An 18,969-nucleotide genomic window follows, 5' to 3' on the forward strand; every position below is an offset into this window, starting at 1 on the left:
TAAAAAAAGACTGAAATTTTAAATTATCAAATATATTTAAACTAATAGTTGTAAATTATAAATTGAAGCTATTAAATTAAATCTTAAAGCAAATCTTTTTCTACGATTTCGATATTTTTCACTAATAATTTTAAATTTTTTAAGTATAGCAAAAACATTTTCAATAACAATTCTCATTTTTGAAATTCGCTCATTATTTTGCTTTTCTTCTTTATTTAAAGGGTTTTTCTTTGATTTTCTTTTAGGAATTAAAACATTATGATTAATTTTTTGTATGCCTTGATAACCTAAATCCACTAAAACAGTTGTTTCTGGTAAAAATTTAATTTTTGAATCTTTTAAAATTTTAAAGTCATGGTTTTTACCATAAGAAAAATCAGAACTAATAATTTTTTTACTATCTTTTTCAATTATAACTTGTGTTTTTATTGTGTGTTTTTTCTTTTTTCCTGAGTAGTGCTGTTTTTGTCTTTTTTTGGGCGTTGGATTTGGCTTTCAGTTACATCAATTATAACAGTCTTATCTTTGAAATAATCTTTTAATAGTGATTTTTGACCAGTAAGTTGTTGAAAATTAGGGTGTTTTATTAAAGTGTCTTCAATTCATTTGATATTTCTATAACAACTACTTTCACTAATATCATAACTTTTTGCAATATGAAAATAAGTTCTATATTCTCTTCAATATTCTAAAGTCATTAAAATACGATTTTCTAATGATAATTTATTGGTTCTTCCGCGACGAAATCTCTTTTTTAATTCTTCTATTTTTAAAATTTCTAGCATTTTATTAAAAGTAGTATGTTTAATACCAGTTAATCTTAAAAAATTTTTATCACTTATTTGATTATTTTTTTTAAATTTCATTTAAATTCCACCTTTTTATTAAAAACAACAATTCAATTATATTTTAAATTAATTTTGCAAGAAGTCTAATAAACTAAGTAATTTTTTCATATTAATCAAATCCTTTTCGTTAATTTTACTAATTAATAAAATTTACTGAATAATTAACATCCTTTCTCCAAATATTAGTCTACAATTTTTTCACTTTGGAGTTTAATATATAATACTAGTAAACAAAAATTTCTATCATTTTATTGAATAATAATTCTAGAAAAACATTTATCATTAAAGCAGAAAAATAAGCTAACCAAGCTTTATTGAAATTACTATCAAGAAAGATAATTTATTATGTTAAAAATTAATAATAATGTAAAAACCTTAGAAAACAAGCATTGATTCAGTTTATTTACAACCCATAAAAATATGTATACTAACAAATGCGAACAACTAGCTAATGAATATGAAAAATTAGATGAATACTTATATAAATATCATTAGACTTCTTGCAAAATTAATATGATAATTATAATTTTTAAATTTAAAATAAATATAAAAGTGTTATTAAAATAATTTTTAGATTATTTTTACAAATATTTTGTCATTAAAACATAATAAAAATTATTATTTACAATAAAAAAAGACTGAAATTTTAAATTATCAAATATATTTAAACTAATAGTTGTAAATTATAAATTGAAGCTATTAAATTAAATCTTAAAGCAAATCTTTTTCTACGATTTCGATATTTTTCACTAATAATTTTAAATTTTTTAAGTATAGCAAAAACATTTTCAATAACAATTCTCATTTTTGAAATTCGCTCATTATTTTGCTTTTCTTCTTTATTTAAAGGGTTTTTCTTTGATTTTCTTTTAGGAATTAAAACATTATGATTAATTTTTTGTATGCCTTGATAACCTAAATCCACTAAAACAGTTGTTTCTGGTAAAAATTTAATTTTTGAATCTTTTAAAATTTTAAAGTCATGGTTTTTACCATAAGAAAAATCAGAACTAATAATTTTTTTACTATCTTTTTCAATTATAACTTGTGTTTTTATTGTGTGTTTTTTCTTTTTTCCTGAGTAGTGCTGTTTTTGTCTTTTTTTGGGCGTTGGATTTGGCTTTCAGTTACATCAATTATAACAGTCTTATCTTTGAAATAATCTTTTAATAGTGATTTTTGACCAGTAAGTTGTTGAAAATTAGGGTGTTTTATTAAAGTGTCTTCAATTCATTTGATATTTCTATAACAACTACTTTCACTAATATCATAACTTTTTGCAATATGAAAATAAGTTCTATATTCTCTTCAATATTCTAAAGTCATTAAAATACGATTTTCTAATGATAATTTATTGGTTCTTCCGCGACGAAATCTCTTTTTTAATTCTTCTATTTTTAAAATTTCTAGCATTTTATTAAAAGTAGTATGTTTAATACCAGTTAATCTTAAAAAATTTTTATCACTTATTTGATTATTTTTTTTAAATTTCATTTAAATTCCACCTTTTTATTAAAAACAACAATTCAATTATATTTTAAATTAATTTTGCAAGAAGTCTATTATTGTTTAAAACAAGGTTATAAAGTAGTTCATTTTGCAACAAGAACAATTATTACAATTTTTGGTGATGTTACTTTTAAACGACGCCGATATAAATATTGAAATCAAAAATCAGGTAAATTTGAATATGTATGTTTGTTAGATAAAGAAATCGGTTTATTGCTCAAACAACGCATTTATTTTGATGTCCAATTTAAAGTTTTAAATCTTTTGGGTGATGGTAAACGCTATCGCGATGTTTTAGATGCTCTAAATCATTGTTATATTTCAAAAGCTAGTATTTCAAATATTTTAAATAAATACGATATTGCTGAATATTTTCAACTAGCAGAACAAGAAACTAAAACCAAAATTGATGTTAAAAATAAGGATTTATATATTCAACTAGATGAGACATTTTTAGCGACATTAGATAAGAAAGTTAAACAAGACCAAAGAATTCGTTTAGTTACTTTTCATACCGGACATAAGACATAAAGAAAAAAATTATAAAAATGCTCGTAGAGCGTTAGAAAACAAACGAGGTCATTTTCTAATGTTAAAAGTTGGTAAACGAATAAACACGATGGATTATCGTGATTTATTAATTAGAGAATTACAAAAACATTATGTGAATATTAATTATGATAAAATAATTGTTTGCGGTGATGGTGATGCTTGAATTAGAGAAATTGCCAATAGTTTTGGTAATGTTAGATATATTTTAGATGGTTATCATGCTATTAAAAAATTAAAACAAACGGCATTTAATATTGTTTTTGAAAATCGTAAAGTAGCACTAAATAGTTGAATTGAATTATATAAAAAAATGGAAATCATCAAGAATTGGTAAAAAACATTCGTAATGTTGCTAAAAATGAGTTAAATAAAGATATTAAAACAAATTTAAGGAAGGCGAGTAATTATTTCAGTAATAACAAGCATGGTATTCATAACCAAAATTTAGAATGAAATATCGGTTGTATGGAATGGCAACCCTTTTTAGGACACTTTTTATGTAGACTGGTATTTTCTAAATTCAACGGGAGTTAAATAATTTAAACTGCCATGAATTCGAATATTGTTATATCAATTAACAAAATCAAATAGTTCGCATTTTAATTGTGTTAAGTTTGCAAATTTTTTACCGTTAATAAATTCAGTTTTAAAGGTTTTGTAAGTTGCTTCAGCAACAGCATTATCATATGGGCATCCTTTGGTACTTAATGATCTTTGAATTTTAAAGGTTATTAAAATTTCATCAATGATTTTATTTTTGAATTCATTACCACGATCAGTATGAAATAAAGTTATTTTATTTAATGGTCGTGTTATCTTGTGAAAAGCTTGTTGAACTAGTTCAGCAGTTTTATTTGGTCTAGCACTATAGCCAATTACTTCGCGATTAAACAAGTCAATTAATAAACAAATATAATGTCATTTAGTACCAACTTGAACATATGTTAAATCACTAACAACAACTTCATTGGGTTTTTGGTCATTAAATTAACGATTTAAAACATTATTAATTTGGTCATTATTAACTGTTTTTTCATGATTACGATATTTTAATTTGGTGTATTTAGAAACCAAATTATTTTTGATCATAATGAATCGGATTTTTCGTCGTGATAAGATGATATTTTTTCTTATTAAAACAGCTTTAATTTTACGAGCACCATAAATCTTACGACTTTTATTAAATGCACTTTTAATTTTGTCGAAAACTCTTGATAAAATAAAAAAAATCATCAACTTGATAATTTTAAAAGGCTTTTATGTAAAATTACTATTTTTACTTTAACTTTTTTATACATTAAAATATAATATCGCTGTTTGTTGGTTTGGAGTTAAACCCTTATGTTGGTATTTTCATTTTCAGAGATTTAAATAATTTTGAATATTAGTAAAACCTAAACCATGATAATGAATTAAGGCTTCTTTAAGACTAGATTGTAATTTACTGATTTTATTTAAGTTACGATAACTAGCTTCAGGATTAATTGTTGTTTTAGTTACACATAAAGTAGAATTTGTTTGTTTTGCTACTAAAAAATATAATTTTTGCATATCAGAAGTAATAATTGAATTTTCGTTAATTAATTCTTTGTTCATATTTTCAATAACTCATTGTTTTTGTAAACGTTTGGTGTTTGTGGATTTAACATAAATATTGTTATTATTATCAATTGCCATTTGAATACAGCATTTAGTATTAGTTGCGAATGGGTCAAGGTGAATTCTTCGTGGATCAGTTTTATATTTGAAATTTCCTTTATGAATTTCTTTAATAAATGTTTCATCGATTTGGATTTTACCAGATAATTTTTTAAATTTTAATTGGGTATTTTCTAATTGTTTTGATTTCATTAATTTTTGACGATTATATCAAGCAGTTTTTAATGTAGTTTTAATAAAACGAGAAATTGTTTTACTAGATTGCCCCAGCAATGAAATTTGAATCAATAAATTTCATTGTTCATAATTTAAATGACTTCAATAAATAAAATGATTACGAAAAGCGTCAAAACTTGCACGGCAATTTTTACATAAATATTTTTGTTTTCCTTCTGAATTATGTCCATTTTTAACGCAATGGTAAGATTCACATTTAGGGCATTTAATACCTTGCGCTCTAAATTTTTGATCAATTTCATTTAAACGTTTTTGTTTTTTTATTAATTCTGCTTGTTGTTTGACTTTTTCATAAAATTCTAAAAATTGATCATCTGTTAAAGTATTTACTAGTTCTTGAATTATTTTTTCCATAATTATTATCCACCTCTATCATATTAAAAATATACCTAAAATTAAGTATATTCAATAAATATCAAGAGTTTTCGACAAAATTAAAAGAGTTTTCGACAAAATTAAAAGAGTTTTCGACAAAATTAAAACAATAATATGATAAAATCATAAAGAATAAAAATGACAATAACAAGAAGGGAAGGGTTAGTTTAGTAATTAAATAATATAATTAGCTGATTGTTTTACTTCTTCAAAGCAATACCTAAGAAAACTAAACGCGACCGATTACAGCAAAACCCTTGAATATTTTCATAAAATAGGTTAATATTTAATAGGAATACGACTATTACAAGTTTTTAAAATACCTTCTGTTTTATTAATTGGTTTTAGTTAAGTTTATAATTATTGGAGGATTTATTAAATGGCAATTACAGCTGAGGATAAAAAACAAATTATTGCTAAATTTGGTAGAAAAGAGAAAGATACGGGTTCAGCAGAAGTACAAATAGCACTTTTAACAGCGGATATTACTAATTTAACAGCACATTTAAAAGTACATCGTAAAGATGTTGTCACTGAACGAAGTTTAGTAAGAAAAGTATCACAAAGACGAAATATGTTAGATTACTTAAAAGATCATGATATTAATCGTTATCGTAAAGTAATTGAACAATTAAAACTAAGAAAATAATAAATTGAAATTATTAAGAAAGAGAATTAGATGCTGATTCTTTTTCTTTTTATAAGATATTTTATTAAGGGTTGATATGATGAAAAAAACAAAATATTCAAAATGACAATTATATTGACAATTGTTTTATGTTTTTTTAAAAATATCTTTTTTGATTTTGGTGGCGGTAATGCCGTAATTCCTTTAATTAAAAATGAAGTTGTAGTTAAGAAGCGGTGAATAACTGAGGATGAATTTAATCATTTATTAATCTTAGCAAATACTATTCCTGGGCCGAGCATTTTTCAAGTATCAGCTTCTGTTGGTTTTGTTATAAATAGCTGGTATTATTGGAGCACTATTAGCATCGTTTGTTGCATATTTGCCTAATATGATTGCTTTTATTTTTCTTGCAACTTTACTATTTAAATATATTGATATTAAATATTTATATTAGACTTGGTACATAACTATAACTAGCTTAATTCAAAATTATATATTCCTGAAATTAAGTTAAATCGTAATCCAAATCTTCTAATCTTATTGCGATAACGATAAACTAGTATTTTAAATCTTTTTAATCTAGCAAAAACATGTTCAATGACAATTCTAACTTTACTTAAAAAGCTATTAGACTTCTTGCAAAATTAATTTAAAATATAATTGAATTGTTGTTTTTAATAAAAAGGTGGAATTTAAATGAAATTTAAAAAAAATAATCAAATAAGTGATAAAAATTTTTTAAGATTAACTGGTATTAAACATACTACTTTTAATAAAATGCTAGAAATTTTAAAAATAGAAGAATTAAAAAAGAGATTTCGTCGCGGAAGAACCAATAAATTATCATTAGAAAATCGTATTTTAATGACTTTAGAATATTGAAGAGAATATAGAACTTATTTTCATATTGCAAAAAGTTATGATATTAGTGAAAGTAGTTGTTATAGAAATATCAAATGAATTGAAGACACTTTAATAAAACACCCTAATTTTCAACAACTTACTGGTCAAAAATCACTATTAAAAGATTATTTCAAAGATAAGACTGTTATAATTGATGTAACTGAAAGCCAAATCCAACGCCCAAAAAAAGACAAAAACAGCACTACTCAGGAAAAAAGAAAAAACACACAATAAAAACACAAGTTATAATTGAAAAAGATAGTAAAAAAATTATTAGTTCTGATTTTTCTTATGGTAAAAACCATGACTTTAAAATTTTAAAAGATTCAAAAATTAAATTTTTACCAGAAACAACTGTTTTAGTGGATTTAGGTTATCAAGGCATACAAAAAATTAATCATAATGTTTTAATTCCTAAAAGAAAATCAAAGAAAAACCCTTTAAATAAAGAAGAAAAGCAAAATAATGAGCGAATTTCAAAAATGAGAATTGTTATTGAAAATGTTTTTGCTATACTTAAAAAATTTAAAATTATTAGTGAAAAATATCGAAATCGTAGAAAAAGATTTGCTTTAAGATTTAATTTAATAGCTTCAATTTATAATTTACAACTATTAGTTTAAATATATTTGATAATTTAAAATTTCAGTCTTTTTTTATTGTAAATAATAATTTTTATTATGTTTTAATGACAAAATATTTGTAAAAATAATCTAAAAATTATTTTAATAACACTTTTATATTTATTTTAAATTTAAAAATTATAATTATCATATTAATTTTGCAAGAAGTCTATTATCATTAGAAAATCGTATTTTAATGACTTTAGAATATTGAAGAGAATATAGAACTTATTTTCATATTGCAAAAAGTTATGATATTAGTGAAAGTAGTTGTTATAGAAATATCAAATGAATTGAAGACACTTTAATAAAACACCCTAATTTTCAACAACTTACTGGTCAAAAATCACTATTAAAAGATTATTTCAAAGATAAGACTGTTATAATTGATGTAACTGAAAGCCAAATCCAACGCCCAAAAAAAGACAAAAACAGCACTACTCAGGAAAAAAGAAAAAACACACAATAAAAACACAAGTTATAATTGAAAAAGATAGTAAAAAAATTATTAGTTCTGATTTTTCTTATGGTAAAAACCATGACTTTAAAATTTTAAAAGATTCAAAAATTAAATTTTTACCAGAAACAACTGTTTTAGTGGATTTAGGTTATCAAGGCATACAAAAAATTAATCATAATGTTTTAATTCCTAAAAGAAAATCAAAGAAAAACCCTTTAAATAAAGAAGAAAAGCAAAATAATGAGCGAATTTCAAAAATGAGAATTGTTATTGAAAATGTTTTTGCTATACTTAAAAAATTTAAAATTATTAGTGAAAAATATCGAAATCGTAGAAAAAGATTTGCTTTAAGATTTAATTTAATAGCTTCAATTTATAATTTACAACTATTAGTTTAAATATATTTGATAATTTAAAATTTCAGTCTTTTTTTATTGTAAATAATAATTTTTATTATGTTTTAATGACAAAATATTTGTAAAAATAATCTAAAAATTATTTTAATAACACTTTTATATTTATTTTAAATTTAAAAATTATAATTATCATATTAATTTTGCAAGAAGTCTATTCATAAAATTATTAAATTCGTTACTTGTTCCGGTTATTCATTTAGTATCGATTGCTGTTAATGCACAAATTAATAAGCTTATAAAGATGAAAATGATACTTAATGCTATTTTTAACCATTGCTTTTTAAAAGAATTTTTAATTCTTAATTTTAACAGCGCTTTTTCTTTTGAATTATCTTTTTTAAATAATTTTACTAAAAGTTTTTTCATTTTAATTCTTCTTTCATATTTTTTATCGTCCTTTAATCACAATAAATAAGGCAATAAGTACACAAGTAACGCCAAGAATGGTAAAGATTGGATGTTGTGAAAATGTTCGTGCCATTGGTTTAAACAGTTCTAAAATTGTTAAATTGCTAGTAATAAACTTTTTAAAATTGGCAAGGCCTTCGCTAATATAGTTCGTTAAAGTTTCAAAATGACTACCAGCTAATAATCCAAGAACAGTTATTAAGATAAAAATAATAATTAGTTTAAACATCGTTAGTTACCTTGTTTTATTTTTTTATTTCTTTGTTTTCAATTAATTTTATTTGGATTTATTGGTTTTATTTGTTTTTTAACTTTTCCTCACGCACTTAAACGACCACTATTTTTAACGGCATATTGGCGTTGCTTTTCTAAATTAACTTGTTGACTGCCAAAACCAAGAATAATTGCCATAAGAAATTCTACAGCAAGCGTTAAGAATAAGGGAAATATTAGTTGAATTTTTGTTCCCGGCACTTCAAGACTTCAAATTAAATCAAAAACTTTATAAAGCATTTGGGCAAGAAAGTCGGCCATTTTTGCGAGATTTTCCATTTTTTATTGTTCCTTTTCTTTCATTTTTCTTAAAAATTTGCTAAATTTATCCATTTTTAAGTATTCTAAGTCTTCTAAATCAATTGCCGTATCAGTATAGTATTTATCTTCATAATCAGGATTTACTTTTGAATTTAAGTAATCTCTTAAAAATGCTAGGTAAAAAGAATTGTAAGTATTAAGTATTGGTAGGGGAATTTTTAGTTTAAAAAAATAAATATCAAGTTCAGGAATATCCCGGTATTTAATGCGACGACCCTTTTTACTATTTTTAGCATCAATTAAGGTGTTTCGTCAGCGTTCATATTCTTCAATGCTAGTAAAGGTGCCATAGATGACTTTTAAGTAGGGTCGAAAAATATTAACGGGTTTTTTACGAATGCCCACAATCACATTATTGGCAATATCACGAACTTTAACTCAAATATGTTTATCTCTTTGACCGCTAGCAAGCACAATATGACCGAAATGCCGTGCCAGAGCGAAATATTCTTGAATACCGGTTTCTTCATTTTTGGTATTATTTTTTTCTCAATCAGTTCCTTCTAAAAATAAATTGGTTTCATCTCACAAAAGTAAGGTTTTGTCTGGCAATACCGGATAATCAAAGTCTAATAATCCCATATGTCCTAAACTTAATTTTTGAGTTTCTAGTAATGGAAAGGTTGAGGCGATGTGATATTTCTTCTTTTTTAGTAATTTTGATGCGTATACTAGAAAAGCGGTTTTTCCAGTTCCCAATGAACCTATCACAATATTTAATGGTGAATTTTTTAAGAAATTAATAACTTTGTTAATTTGTGTTAAATTACCAATTTTAAAAAGGAAAATTAAAATACAACCCGCTAAAAATAAATAGCTCACAATGTTTTTAAAATAACCGTTGTAAATATATCAAATTGCTCCGCAATGTCATAAAATTAAAAATGAGGTGCGATTTAATTCAATAAAATGGTTATTTTTTTCTATTATTCATTTGCAAAATTTCATCTTGCACCTCACTTTATTTTTTTGTTAACGTACAGCTCCAAGTAATTTTTCAAACATTTTAAAGCAAATAAAGAATATTGCCAAAATAAATGGAAAAATGAATATTCAGTAGTCAGCAAAGAAGTTACCGACTTGTGGCATATTAACAGCAATAATTTCTCACATTTTAGTAAACGCTGTTATAATTGCATTTCACAATTTAGTCATCGCGTCACTAGCTGTTATTTTTTCTACTGTTGCTGGTGCATCGGCCAAGAAAATTCCAAACATATAATCACCCCCTTTCTTTTTAAAACATTCATCATTTATATTCAAAGTTTTTCTTAAATTTGTTAAAACCACGATTAACCTTAACACGATTGTGTTTTTTCCTAATTAATTTTGAATTTCTTTGTGAATGCATCACAATTTAGCTTCGCGACATTACTTTTGCTTCTATCTAAATACTGATATGGTTTTTCAAAGTAGCATTAGAATAAATCACACCATAACTGCTGTCAAGAATCAAAAAGCAATGTTTGCTATTAAAAGTCAAAGTGGCTCTTCAGTTAAATTAATTTCTTTACCACCAGTAATATGAGCTGGAATAGTTGTAATTTGAATAAATAAATCTCAGAAAGTTTGTTTAATTTGTTCTCAATTAAATTCTTTTAAGTTTATTGTCATTTTTTATCTCCCAAAAATCATTTTTATTGGTAAATACATAATTGAAATTAAGGCGAAAAGAAAAGTAATGATAATAATTAATCCGGCAATAAACGCAACTTGTGCAGGCATTTTTTCTATCGGAACAAACAGTTCTAAGAATTCCATGATAATTTTTCAAAACATTATTTTTTATCCGCGTTATTGTTTTTTGAATTAGGAGCTTTAACTCATTCTTCAAAGCGAGCAATAAATACTTTTTCGTCTTTTGTAAAATTACCAGTATTACTTTTAATGGCATTTTTATATTTAATTCGCATTTTTATTTTGGCATAAATTTTATAAGCAAAATATGCCAATAGCATTATGCAAATGATAATAAATATTATTCCAATCGCAATATTCATTTTTAAACTCCTTTAAAATAGTTATAATTTATATCTTTTTTGTTGTTTTCTTTTTCGGCAATGAAGAAGCCTAATAATTCTTGGCCTTTAATTAACTTGGTTTCTTGCTCTTGTTGATTAATTGAAATTACTTGATATTTACTATCTTTTATTATTCCGATGCAAATTGAATTTTCATATTTTCCTTTATAAACAAATCGCTTTGGAAACCAAATACCGATTTGTTCACTAAATCACGGAATTTTTGGGGCTTTAATAAGCATTGCGTTTTGTGTTTCTTTTAAGAGATATTTCTTAGTATTTAAGAAAATGTTTTCAATGTTTTTCATAATAAATTACCTCTCTTATAAATAAACTAAGTTATATTAACTAAGTTGTTAGTTAACTTAGTTTTTTAAACACTTATATATCGCAGATTTAAGTGTTTAACAAACTTTGTTACTGAATTTTGTTTTTTAATTAGATAAAGATTTTAATAATTTTAAACTTAGCATACCCCTATATAGAAATTTTTACACTTTAACATCCGCATCCTACCCTTGGAACTAATTTAATAGCGTGTATATTTTTAGGAAATCCACCCATTCATTTTTTTATTGCAAAACGAAACAAATTGCTATAGTTTAATAGGATGTTATCTATTAACTGGTAAACTTCTTTTGGTTATGGCGACCACCCACAATTTATCGTGCTTTAATACATACCAACATTATTAATTCACTTGTATTTAATTTTCAAAGAACAAATTTTTAACATCTTATAAAATAAAAAGACAATCATTGCTGACTGTCTTAATACTTATTCAAATCTTTTCCCACCTAACAAAACTTTATGCGTCCGTTCTTTTCATAAAAATTCACAAATAGTTATTTGCCAAAATAGTAATGAATATCCATTATGGCGACAAACAATTACTAAAATTACAAAACAAGAATATTATGGACAAATTTTATTATGGAATTAGGACTAATTGCAGGCGTTGATTTGCGAATAAAGCAAAATCAAGTAGCTTATAAATATTTTCAAAATGAGATTAATAAACTAATAGTAAAAAAGAAACTAAATATTAAAAATAATTTTCTTTTTTGTTATCAAGATGAGTGAGAAAATTTAGATGAAATTTTATTATCATTTATTTAATATTGCAAACAAGTTATAATGGAGAAGGAAATATTAATTGCTGGTTTAGCTCAGTCGGTAGAGCACACCCATGGTAAGGGTGAGGCCAAGAGTTCAATTCTTTTAACCAGCACCATTGGAGAGTTGTGTGAGTGGTTCAAACAGTCATCTTGGAAAGGTGATGAATTCGAAAGGGATTCCACGGGTTCGAATCCCGTACTCTCCGCCATAAAATGAAATATACTAAATAAATATTTATAAAGGAAAGGGGTTTTTATGAAAAAAAGAATTATTTTAGATGAAAAAGTTAAATTACATAATGGTATTATGATGCCAGTTATGGGTTTTGGAACATATAAAATTGAAAATAATGAATTAGGTAAAGAAGCGATTTTAGAAGCTTTAAATCAGGGTTATCGGCATATTGATACGGCTAAAATTTATGGGAATGAAGAAATCGTTGGTCAAGCAATTAAAGAAAGTAAGATTTCTCGCAGTGAAATTTTTGTTACGACTAAACTTTGAGGTAATGAATTAACAAAAGAACAGTATTTACAAGAGATTGATAGCTCATTAGAAAAATTAGGTTTAGAATTTCTTGATTTATTTTTAATGCATTGACCGTGAAATAATCGTAAAATTGCTTGAGAAGTATTAGAGGAAATATATCGTGCTAAAAAAGCTCGTGCGATTGGTGTTAGTAATTTTAATATTGAGCAGTTAGAACAATTAAAACAAGATGCTAAAGAGTTACCCGTTGCTAATCAAATTGAGTTTCATCCGGGATTAAATCAAACGGAATTAAGAGCGTATCATCAAAAAAATAATATTGTAACTATTGGTTGAGGAACAATGAAATATCATGACTCTTTACCAGAAACTTGTGAGCAGATTGCTCGTAAATATAATAAAACAATTCAACAATTATTTTTACGATGAGCTTATCAACATCAAAGTTTAATAATTCCCAAGTCAATGCATAAGACGCGGATTATTGAAAATAGCGCGATTGATGATTTTAAAATTAGTGATGAACATATGAAGTGAATTGATAGTTTACCACAATCACGAAAAGGGCCTGATCCTAATAATTTTGATTTTGGAAATTAGAAAAAAACCTTGTAAATCTAATTACAAGGTTTTTTTCTATATTGTTAACTTTAAACTAATGAAGAGTCAGATTTTAAAGCTATTTCTAAATTGTTTCCTGCGGTTAATAAATAAGAATGAAGCATATCTTTTTCAATACTATTTAATTTATTTAGCAAAATGCTATCAATTTGTTCTTTGATTAATGCCGCCTTTTTAATGATTTCTTGTGCTTTAGGAGTTAAAGTTAATAGTTTTGAACGACGGTCACTAGCAAGAACTTTACAAGTAATATATCCCTTTTTCACTAATGTTGATATCACGGCTGATGTATCAGCTTTGGATTTGCAAAGTTCTTTTGCAACATTAACAATAATGGGTTTATCTTTAATCTTATCAATTACTAATAAAATATTTATATGTACAGGCATTAGATTTTTAATTTCTAATTTTCTTAATAAGTCAATGTATAACTTTTCTTTAAGTTGCGAGATTTTATATAATAGAGCTAGATGATTTATCATTATCATTCATTAGACCACCTTTTTGTTGTTTTCTCTTCATAACATAATTATATAATAAATTATCAAAATAATTTTTTAATTTTGTCGAAAACTCTTGATAAAATAAAAAAAAATCATCAACTTGATAATTTTAAAAGGCTTTTATGTAAAATTACTATTTTTACTTTAACTTTTTTATACATTAAAATATAATACCGCTGTTTGTTGGTTTGGAGTTAAACCCTTATGTTGGTATTTTCATTTTCAGAGATTTAAATAATTTTGAATATTAGTAAAACCTAAACCATGATAATGAATTAAGGCTTCTTTAAGACTAGATTGTAATTTACTGATTTTATTTAAGTTACGATAACTAGCTTCAGAATTAATTGTTGTTTTAGTTACACATAAAGTAGAATTTGTTTGTTTTGCTACTAAAAAATATAATTTTTGCATATCAGAAGTAATAATTGAATTTTCGTTAATTAATTCTTTGTTCATATTTTCAATAACTCATTGTTTTTGTAAACGTTTGGTGTTTGTGGATTTAACATAAATATTGTTATTATTATCAATTGCCATTTGAATACAGCATTTAGTATTAGTTGCGAATGGGTCAAGGTGAATTCTTCGTGGATCAGTTTTATATTTGAAATTTCCTTTATGGATTTCTTTAATAAATGTTTCATCGATTTGGATTTTACCAGATAATTTTTTAAATTTTAATTGGGTATTTTCTAATTGTTTTGATTTCATTAATTTTTGACGATTATATCAAGCAGTTTTTAATGTAGTTTTAATAAAACGAGAAATTGTTTTACTAGATTGCCCCAGCAATGAAATTTGAATCAATAAATTTCATTGTTCATAATTTAAATGACTTCAATAGACTTGGTACATAACCTTTAATTTTATCTACTATTTTGATAATATTATTTCCTAGGTGAAATACAAATGTTAGATAAATACAAAGACGAAAACGAATTTTATAGTTTAATAGGCATAAAATATAAAACTTTCATGAAAATGGTAGAAATTTTAAAAGAAGGTGAAGCTAAACAAAAACAAATTGGTGGTAGACCAAATAAATTATCAATAGAGCAAAGATTACTTATGACTTTAGAATACTGAAAAGAATAGACTTCTTGCAAAATTAATTTAAAATATAATTGAATTGTTGTTTTTAATAAAAAGGTGGAATTTAAATGAAATTTAAAAAAAATAATCAAATAAGTGATAAAAATTTTTTAAGATTAACTGGTATTAAACATACTACTTTTAATAAAATGCTAGAAATTTTAAAAATAGAAGAATTAAAAAAGAGATTTCGTCGCGGAAGAACCAATAAATTATCATTAGAAAATCGTATTTTAATGACTTTAGAATATTGAAGAGAATATAGAACTTATTTTCATATTGCAAAAAGTTATGATATTAGTGAAAGTAGTTGTTATAGAAATATCAAATGAATTGAAGACACTTTAATAAAACACCCTAATTTTCAACAACTTACTGGTCAAAAATCACTATTAAAAGATTATTTCAAAGATAAGACTGTTATAATTGATGTAACTGAAAGCCAAATCCAACGCCCAAAAAAAGACAAAAACAGCACTACTCAGGAAAAAAGAAAAAACACACAATAAAAACACAAGTTATAATTGAAAAAGATAGTAAAAAAATTATTAGTTCTGATTTTTCTTATGGTAAAAACCATGACTTTAAAATTTTAAAAGATTCAAAAATTAAATTTTTACCAGAAACAACTGTTTTAGTGGATTTAGGTTATCAAGGCATACAAAAAATTAATCATAATGTTTTAATTCCTAAAAGAAAATCAAAGAAAAACCCTTTAAATAAAGAAGAAAAGCAAAATAATGAGCGAATTTCAAAAATGAGAATTGTTATTGAAAATGTTTTTGCTATACTTAAAAAATTTAAAATTATTAGTGAAAAATATCGAAATCGTAGAAAAAGATTTGCTTTAAGATTTAATTTAATAGCTTCAATTTATAATTTACAACTATTAGTTTAAATATATTTGATAATTTAAAATTTCAGTCTTTTTTTATTGTAAATAATAATTTTTATTATGTTTTAATGACAAAATATTTGTAAAAATAATCTAAAAATTATTTTAATAACACTTTTATATTTATTTTAAATTTAAAAATTATAATTATCATATTAATTTTGCAAGAAGTCTATTAATTAGAAGTAAAAGACAAAGTAATAAAGTTTATAATTTTGAAATTAAAAATTTAGAAAAAGTGAATTTTTGGGTTTTAAATTCAACAAATAGTATTTCAGAGGTTAACATATATAAAAAAGATAATAGCAATCTAAATGAAAAATTACCAGAATTAAAAAACTTAAACGATTTTACTTTCCAATTTACAAAAGAATTGCAAAATAATCAGGATAAACAAGAAAAAATTAGAAACTTAATAACAACATATGGACAAAAAATAAAAGAAAATAGCACTTATAAAACATGAGTAATTAATAAAAAAATAACAATTAAAGCACAAGGCACAGATTTATATAATTTCAAAGATTTTTTCGATAAAACAAATTACAGATTAAATGAAACAAATAATTTTGAAATTGAAATTGAAAAAGACAGTACTGACATTGATTTACCGATAACAACTACTAAATTTGATGGTAACCACAAATATGATGATATCATTGATAATCTTGATTATTTAATAGACTTCTTGCAAAATTAATTTAAAATATAATTGAATTGTTGTTTTTAATAAAAAGGTGGAATTTAAATGAAATTTAAAAAAAATAATCAAATAAGTGATAAAAATTTTTTAAGATTAACTGGTATTAAACATACTACTTTTAATAAAATGCTAGAAATTTTAAAAATAGAAGAATTAAAAAAGAGATTTCGTCGCGGAAGAACCAATAAATTATCATTAGAAAATCGTATTTTAATGACTTTAGAATATTGAAGAGAATATAGAACTTATTTTCATATTGCAAAAAGTTATGATATTAGTGAAAGTAGTTGTTATAGAAATATCAAATGAATTGAAGACACTTTAATAAAACACCCTAATTTTCAACAACTTACTGGTCAAAAATCACTATTAAAAGATTATTTCAAAGATAAGACTGTTATAATTGATGTAACTGAAAGCCAAATCCAACGCCCAAAAAAAGACAAAAACAGCACTACTCAGGAAAAAAGAAAAAACACACAATAAAAACACAAGTTATAATTGAAAAAGATAGTAAAAAAATTATTAGTTCTGATTTTTCTTATGGTAAAAACCATGACTTTAAAATTTTAAAAGATTCAAAAATTAAATTTTTACCAGAAACAACTGTTTTAGTGGATTTAGGTTATCAAGGCATACAAAAAATTAATCATAATGTTTTAATTCCTAAAAGAAAATCAAAGAAAAACCCTTTAAATAAAGAAGAAAAGCAAAATAATGAGCGAATTTCAAAAATGAGAATTGTTATTGAAAATGTTTTTGCTATACTTAAAAAATTTAAAATTATTAGTGAAAAATATCGAAATCGTAGAAAAAGATTTGCTTTAAGATTTAATTTAATAGCTTCAATTTATAATTGGGACTGTACAATTAACTGTGTCTCTAAGTAATTAACTTAAATTCACTCTGTCCTCAAATTTTATCATTAAATGTGAAATTGCACTACCCCAATTTTGAATTGGCATCGTTCATTTCTTAACCATATTTTGAAATGCTAAATAAAATATTTTAAAAACTGATGCGTCATTAGGAAAAATCTTTTTATTCTTAATGACTTTTCTTAATTGACTATTAACAGATTCAATCGCATTAGTTGTGTAAATAATTCTTCTAAATTCCTGAGGATATTCAAGAAAAATTATTAAATTATTTCAGTTATTTTTTCATGATTTAGTAATTTGTGGATACTTTTTATTTCATTTTTCTGAAAAATGATCTAAAGCAATTAACGCTATTTCTTCATTAATTGCTGTATAAATTGATTTTAAATCATTAGCTACAAGTTTGCGATCTTTGTAAGGAACAAATTTTAAACTATTGCGAATTTGATGAACAATGCATAATTGATGCTGTGTTTTTGGGAAAACAGCTTCTATTGCATCAGACATCCCAGTTAAATTATCACTACAAGCAACAAGAATATCTTGTAACCCACGATTTTTCATTTCCGTAAGATTATTAAGTCAAAATTTGGCTCCCTCATTCTCACTAATTCACATTCCTAAAATATCTTTTAAACCATCTAAATTAATTCCTAAGGCAAGATAAACTGCTTTATTTATTATTCGTTTATCTTGCTTTACTTTAACAACAATACAATCAAAATAAACAATCGGATAAATCTTCTCTAAAGGTTTAGTTTGTCACATTTTAACTTCTTCAATAACATCATCAGTTATTTGACTAATTAAACTTTCTGAAATTTCTGCTCCGTGATAGAATTCTTGCAATTGTGCTTTGATATCAGAAATTGTCATTCCTCTTGCATATAAAGAAATTACTTTTTGATCAAAGTTATCAAATCTTCTTTGTCTTTTTGGAATAATTACTGGTTCAAAAGTACTATTTCGATCTCTTGGTACATCAATTGCGATTGAACCATTTTTAGTAATAATGGTTTTTTGTGTGTTGCCATTTCTTTTATTATGATTCTCATCAGTTTCAAGATAATCTTTAATTTCCGTATTTAACATTCGTTCAGTTAATTTTTTGGTAAATTCCTGAAAAATAGTATTGCCTTTAAATAAATCTTGTGGATTATCAATATTTTCTAAAAAATAATCAACAACTTTATCAATTGCGTCAGGTTCTTTTTTTATTTTTTTTGTCATTTTCTGTTCTCCTTCTTTTAAGTATAATTCAGAATGAATTATCGAGACACAGAATTTTGGACAGGCTCTTATAATTTACAACTATTAGTTTAAATATATTTGATAATTTAAAATTTCAGTCTTTTTTTATTGTAAATAATAATTTTTATTATGTTTTAATGACAAAATATTTGTAAAAATAATCTAAAAATTATTTT

34 protein-coding genes, 2 tRNA genes and 2 pseudogenes are annotated in these 18,969 nt (G+C 24.1%); 19 read left to right on the forward strand and 19 right to left on the reverse strand.

Annotation, left to right across the window (positions count from 1 at the left end):
- Positions 1–36: 36 nt before the first annotated feature.
- Together AAHM82_RS13310 and AAHM82_RS13315 are read right to left on the reverse strand one after the other, a co-directional pair.
- A complete protein-coding gene (locus tag AAHM82_RS13310) occupies positions 37–429 on the reverse strand; it encodes a transposase family protein (protein WP_342264845.1) in 393 nt (130 codons plus the stop codon).
- Positions 426–866, reverse strand: a complete 441-nt coding sequence (locus AAHM82_RS13315) for a transposase family protein (protein ID WP_342263396.1) — start codon at positions 864–866, stop codon at positions 426–428. Before AAHM82_RS13315 ends, AAHM82_RS13310 begins: the two co-directional genes overlap by 4 nt.
- A gap of 327 nt (positions 867–1,193) precedes the next feature.
- On the opposite strand from AAHM82_RS13315, the gene AAHM82_RS04350 reads away from it, so the two are divergent.
- Positions 1,194–1,343 carry a hypothetical protein gene (locus AAHM82_RS04350; RefSeq protein ID WP_342263346.1) on the forward strand — a complete coding sequence of 50 codons (150 nt, stop codon included), beginning with the start codon at positions 1,194–1,196 and terminating at the stop codon, positions 1,341–1,343.
- A 169-nt stretch (positions 1,344–1,512) separates the two neighbouring features.
- Here AAHM82_RS04350 and AAHM82_RS13320 read toward each other — a convergent pair whose 3' ends face one another.
- Together AAHM82_RS13320 and AAHM82_RS13325 are read right to left on the reverse strand one after the other, a co-directional pair.
- Positions 1,513–1,905 carry a transposase family protein gene (locus AAHM82_RS13320; RefSeq protein ID WP_342264845.1) on the reverse strand — a complete coding sequence of 131 codons (393 nt, stop codon included), beginning with the start codon at positions 1,903–1,905 and terminating at the stop codon, positions 1,513–1,515.
- Entirely contained in the window at positions 1,902–2,342 is a 441-nt protein-coding gene (locus tag AAHM82_RS13325) for a transposase family protein (RefSeq protein WP_342263396.1), read from the reverse strand. The genes AAHM82_RS13320 and AAHM82_RS13325 overlap by 4 nt, the downstream gene beginning before the upstream one ends.
- Before the next feature lie 54 nt (positions 2,343–2,396).
- Here AAHM82_RS13325 and AAHM82_RS04360 point away from each other — a divergent pair, with 54 nt between their 5' ends.
- On the forward strand, positions 2,397–2,888 hold the full coding sequence (locus tag AAHM82_RS04360; protein WP_342263345.1) for a UPF0236 family transposase-like protein: 492 nt from the start codon (positions 2,397–2,399) through the stop codon (positions 2,886–2,888).
- 58 nt (positions 2,889–2,946) lie between these two features.
- Positions 2,947–3,243 (forward strand): hypothetical protein, encoded by a 297-nt coding sequence (locus AAHM82_RS04365; RefSeq protein WP_342263344.1) that lies wholly within the window; start codon positions 2,947–2,949, stop codon positions 3,241–3,243.
- Between the two features lie 161 nt (positions 3,244–3,404).
- On the opposite strand, the pseudogene AAHM82_RS04370 reads toward AAHM82_RS04365, so the two are convergent.
- The 3 genes and pseudogenes from AAHM82_RS04370 to AAHM82_RS04380 all read right to left on the reverse strand — a co-directional run.
- Positions 3,405–3,875: pseudogene (locus AAHM82_RS04370) on the reverse strand (IS3 family transposase); the annotation flags it as partial.
- Between the two features lie 21 nt (positions 3,876–3,896).
- Positions 3,897–4,142 (reverse strand): IS3 family transposase, encoded by a 246-nt coding sequence (locus AAHM82_RS04375; RefSeq protein ID WP_342263343.1) that lies wholly within the window; start codon positions 4,140–4,142, stop codon positions 3,897–3,899.
- A gap of 57 nt (positions 4,143–4,199) precedes the next feature.
- A complete protein-coding gene (locus tag AAHM82_RS04380; protein ID WP_342263342.1) occupies positions 4,200–5,159 on the reverse strand; it encodes an IS1/IS1595 family N-terminal zinc-binding domain-containing protein in 960 nt (319 codons plus the stop codon).
- A 400-nt stretch (positions 5,160–5,559) separates the two neighbouring features.
- On the opposite strand from AAHM82_RS04380, the gene rpsO reads away from it, so the two are divergent.
- Positions 5,560–5,829, forward strand: coding sequence for a 30S ribosomal protein S15 (gene rpsO / locus AAHM82_RS04385; protein ID WP_342263341.1), 270 nt, complete (start codon positions 5,560–5,562; stop codon positions 5,827–5,829).
- Positions 5,830–5,931: 102 nt separating this feature from the next.
- Positions 5,932–6,198, forward strand: a complete 267-nt coding sequence (locus AAHM82_RS04390; RefSeq protein ID WP_342263340.1) for a chromate transporter — start codon at positions 5,932–5,934, stop codon at positions 6,196–6,198.
- Positions 6,199–6,284: 86 nt separating this feature from the next.
- Here the strand turns inward: AAHM82_RS04390 and AAHM82_RS04395 are convergent.
- A pseudogene (locus AAHM82_RS04395) lies at positions 6,285–6,449 on the reverse strand (transposase family protein); the annotation flags it as partial.
- A 58-nt stretch (positions 6,450–6,507) separates the two neighbouring features.
- On the opposite strand from AAHM82_RS04395, the gene AAHM82_RS13330 reads away from it, so the two are divergent.
- The 4 genes from AAHM82_RS13330 (at position 6,508) to AAHM82_RS04410 (ending at position 8,195) form a co-directional block, all read left to right on the forward strand.
- Positions 6,508–6,948 (forward strand): transposase family protein, encoded by a 441-nt coding sequence (locus AAHM82_RS13330; RefSeq protein ID WP_342263396.1) that lies wholly within the window; start codon positions 6,508–6,510, stop codon positions 6,946–6,948.
- Positions 6,945–7,337 carry a transposase family protein gene (locus tag AAHM82_RS13335; RefSeq protein WP_342264845.1) on the forward strand — a complete coding sequence of 131 codons (393 nt, stop codon included), beginning with the start codon at positions 6,945–6,947 and terminating at the stop codon, positions 7,335–7,337. Before AAHM82_RS13330 ends, AAHM82_RS13335 begins: the two co-directional genes overlap by 4 nt.
- A gap of 196 nt (positions 7,338–7,533) precedes the next feature.
- Positions 7,534–7,806, forward strand: a complete 273-nt coding sequence (locus AAHM82_RS04405) for a transposase family protein (RefSeq protein ID WP_342263338.1) — start codon at positions 7,534–7,536, stop codon at positions 7,804–7,806.
- Entirely contained in the window at positions 7,803–8,195 is a 393-nt protein-coding gene (locus tag AAHM82_RS04410) for a transposase family protein (RefSeq protein WP_342264845.1), read from the forward strand. The genes AAHM82_RS04405 and AAHM82_RS04410 overlap by 4 nt, the downstream gene beginning before the upstream one ends.
- A gap of 144 nt (positions 8,196–8,339) precedes the next feature.
- Here AAHM82_RS04410 and AAHM82_RS04415 read toward each other — a convergent pair whose 3' ends face one another.
- The 8 genes from AAHM82_RS04415 to AAHM82_RS04450 all read right to left on the reverse strand — a co-directional run bounded on the left by AAHM82_RS04415 (position 8,340) and on the right by AAHM82_RS04450 (position 11,544).
- Positions 8,340–8,579: a hypothetical protein gene (locus tag AAHM82_RS04415; RefSeq protein WP_342263468.1), complete on the reverse strand. Its 240-nt coding sequence runs from the start codon at positions 8,577–8,579 to the stop codon at positions 8,340–8,342.
- A gap of 22 nt (positions 8,580–8,601) precedes the next feature.
- Positions 8,602–8,850, reverse strand: coding sequence for a hypothetical protein (locus AAHM82_RS04420; RefSeq protein WP_338968164.1), 249 nt, complete (start codon positions 8,848–8,850; stop codon positions 8,602–8,604).
- Positions 8,851–8,852: 2 nt separating this feature from the next.
- Positions 8,853–9,173, reverse strand: a complete 321-nt coding sequence (locus AAHM82_RS04425) for a hypothetical protein (protein WP_342263467.1) — start codon at positions 9,171–9,173, stop codon at positions 8,853–8,855.
- 3 nt (positions 9,174–9,176) lie between these two features.
- Positions 9,177–10,163: a hypothetical protein gene (locus tag AAHM82_RS04430; RefSeq protein ID WP_342223784.1), complete on the reverse strand. Its 987-nt coding sequence runs from the start codon at positions 10,161–10,163 to the stop codon at positions 9,177–9,179.
- Positions 10,164–10,187: 24 nt separating this feature from the next.
- Positions 10,188–10,520 (reverse strand): hypothetical protein, encoded by a 333-nt coding sequence (locus AAHM82_RS04435; protein WP_342263466.1) that lies wholly within the window; start codon positions 10,518–10,520, stop codon positions 10,188–10,190.
- A gap of 78 nt (positions 10,521–10,598) precedes the next feature.
- A complete protein-coding gene (locus AAHM82_RS04440) occupies positions 10,599–10,829 on the reverse strand; it encodes a hypothetical protein (RefSeq protein ID WP_342263465.1) in 231 nt (76 codons plus the stop codon).
- Between the two features lie 164 nt (positions 10,830–10,993).
- Complete coding sequence (locus AAHM82_RS04445) at positions 10,994–11,215, reverse strand: hypothetical protein (protein WP_342263464.1); 222 nt, start codon at positions 11,213–11,215, stop codon at positions 10,994–10,996.
- Between the two features lie 2 nt (positions 11,216–11,217).
- On the reverse strand, positions 11,218–11,544 hold the full coding sequence (locus tag AAHM82_RS04450; RefSeq protein ID WP_342263463.1) for a hypothetical protein: 327 nt from the start codon (positions 11,542–11,544) through the stop codon (positions 11,218–11,220).
- 625 nt (positions 11,545–12,169) lie between these two features.
- Between AAHM82_RS04450 and AAHM82_RS04455 the strand changes: the two genes are divergently transcribed.
- From AAHM82_RS04455 to AAHM82_RS04470, 4 genes are all read left to right on the forward strand, one after another.
- Positions 12,170–12,355 (forward strand): hypothetical protein, encoded by a 186-nt coding sequence (locus tag AAHM82_RS04455; protein WP_342264644.1) that lies wholly within the window; start codon positions 12,170–12,172, stop codon positions 12,353–12,355.
- A gap of 39 nt (positions 12,356–12,394) precedes the next feature.
- A tRNA-Thr gene (locus AAHM82_RS04460) sits at positions 12,395–12,470 on the forward strand.
- A gap of 2 nt (positions 12,471–12,472) precedes the next feature.
- Positions 12,473–12,563, forward strand: a tRNA-Ser gene (locus AAHM82_RS04465).
- Positions 12,564–12,610: 47 nt separating this feature from the next.
- Positions 12,611–13,444, forward strand: coding sequence for an aldo/keto reductase (locus AAHM82_RS04470; protein ID WP_342264645.1), 834 nt, complete (start codon positions 12,611–12,613; stop codon positions 13,442–13,444).
- Positions 13,445–13,494: 50 nt separating this feature from the next.
- On the opposite strand, the gene AAHM82_RS04475 is transcribed toward AAHM82_RS04470, so the two are convergent.
- Positions 13,495–13,953: a hypothetical protein gene (locus tag AAHM82_RS04475; RefSeq protein WP_342264646.1), complete on the reverse strand. Its 459-nt coding sequence runs from the start codon at positions 13,951–13,953 to the stop codon at positions 13,495–13,497.
- 168 nt (positions 13,954–14,121) lie between these two features.
- Positions 14,122–14,826, reverse strand: a complete 705-nt coding sequence (locus tag AAHM82_RS04480; RefSeq protein WP_342264647.1) for a transposase — start codon at positions 14,824–14,826, stop codon at positions 14,122–14,124.
- 54 nt (positions 14,827–14,880) lie between these two features.
- On the opposite strand from AAHM82_RS04480, the gene AAHM82_RS04485 reads away from it, so the two are divergent.
- The 6 genes from AAHM82_RS04485 to AAHM82_RS13355 all read left to right on the forward strand — a co-directional run bounded on the left by AAHM82_RS04485 (position 14,881) and on the right by AAHM82_RS13355 (position 17,551).
- Complete coding sequence (locus tag AAHM82_RS04485; protein WP_342264648.1) at positions 14,881–15,066, forward strand: hypothetical protein; 186 nt, start codon at positions 14,881–14,883, stop codon at positions 15,064–15,066.
- A 65-nt stretch (positions 15,067–15,131) separates the two neighbouring features.
- The gene (locus AAHM82_RS13340) at positions 15,132–15,572 is read left to right on the forward strand and encodes a transposase family protein (protein ID WP_342263396.1); all 441 of its coding nucleotides are present in this window, start codon (positions 15,132–15,134) and stop codon (positions 15,570–15,572) included.
- Entirely contained in the window at positions 15,569–15,961 is a 393-nt protein-coding gene (locus tag AAHM82_RS13345) for a transposase family protein (protein WP_342264845.1), read from the forward strand. Before AAHM82_RS13340 ends, AAHM82_RS13345 begins: the two co-directional genes overlap by 4 nt.
- A 235-nt stretch (positions 15,962–16,196) precedes the next feature.
- On the forward strand, positions 16,197–16,658 hold the full coding sequence (locus AAHM82_RS04495) for a hypothetical protein (protein WP_342264649.1): 462 nt from the start codon (positions 16,197–16,199) through the stop codon (positions 16,656–16,658).
- Between the two features lie 48 nt (positions 16,659–16,706).
- On the forward strand, positions 16,707–17,147 hold the full coding sequence (locus AAHM82_RS13350; RefSeq protein WP_342263396.1) for a transposase family protein: 441 nt from the start codon (positions 16,707–16,709) through the stop codon (positions 17,145–17,147).
- Positions 17,144–17,551: a transposase family protein gene (locus AAHM82_RS13355; protein WP_425289056.1), complete on the forward strand. Its 408-nt coding sequence runs from the start codon at positions 17,144–17,146 to the stop codon at positions 17,549–17,551. The genes AAHM82_RS13350 and AAHM82_RS13355 overlap by 4 nt, the downstream gene beginning before the upstream one ends.
- On the opposite strand, the gene AAHM82_RS04505 is transcribed toward AAHM82_RS13355, so the two are convergent.
- On the reverse strand, positions 17,552–18,772 hold the full coding sequence (locus tag AAHM82_RS04505) for an IS256 family transposase (protein ID WP_342263365.1): 1,221 nt from the start codon (positions 18,770–18,772) through the stop codon (positions 17,552–17,554). It abuts the gene before it with no gap.
- Positions 18,773–18,969 lie beyond the last annotated feature (197 nt).

Origin of the sequence: Spiroplasma endosymbiont of Clivina fossor, assembly GCF_964031115.1 — a bacterium.
Classification (GTDB): Bacteria; Bacillota_I; Bacilli_A; order Mycoplasmatales; family Nriv7; genus Nriv7.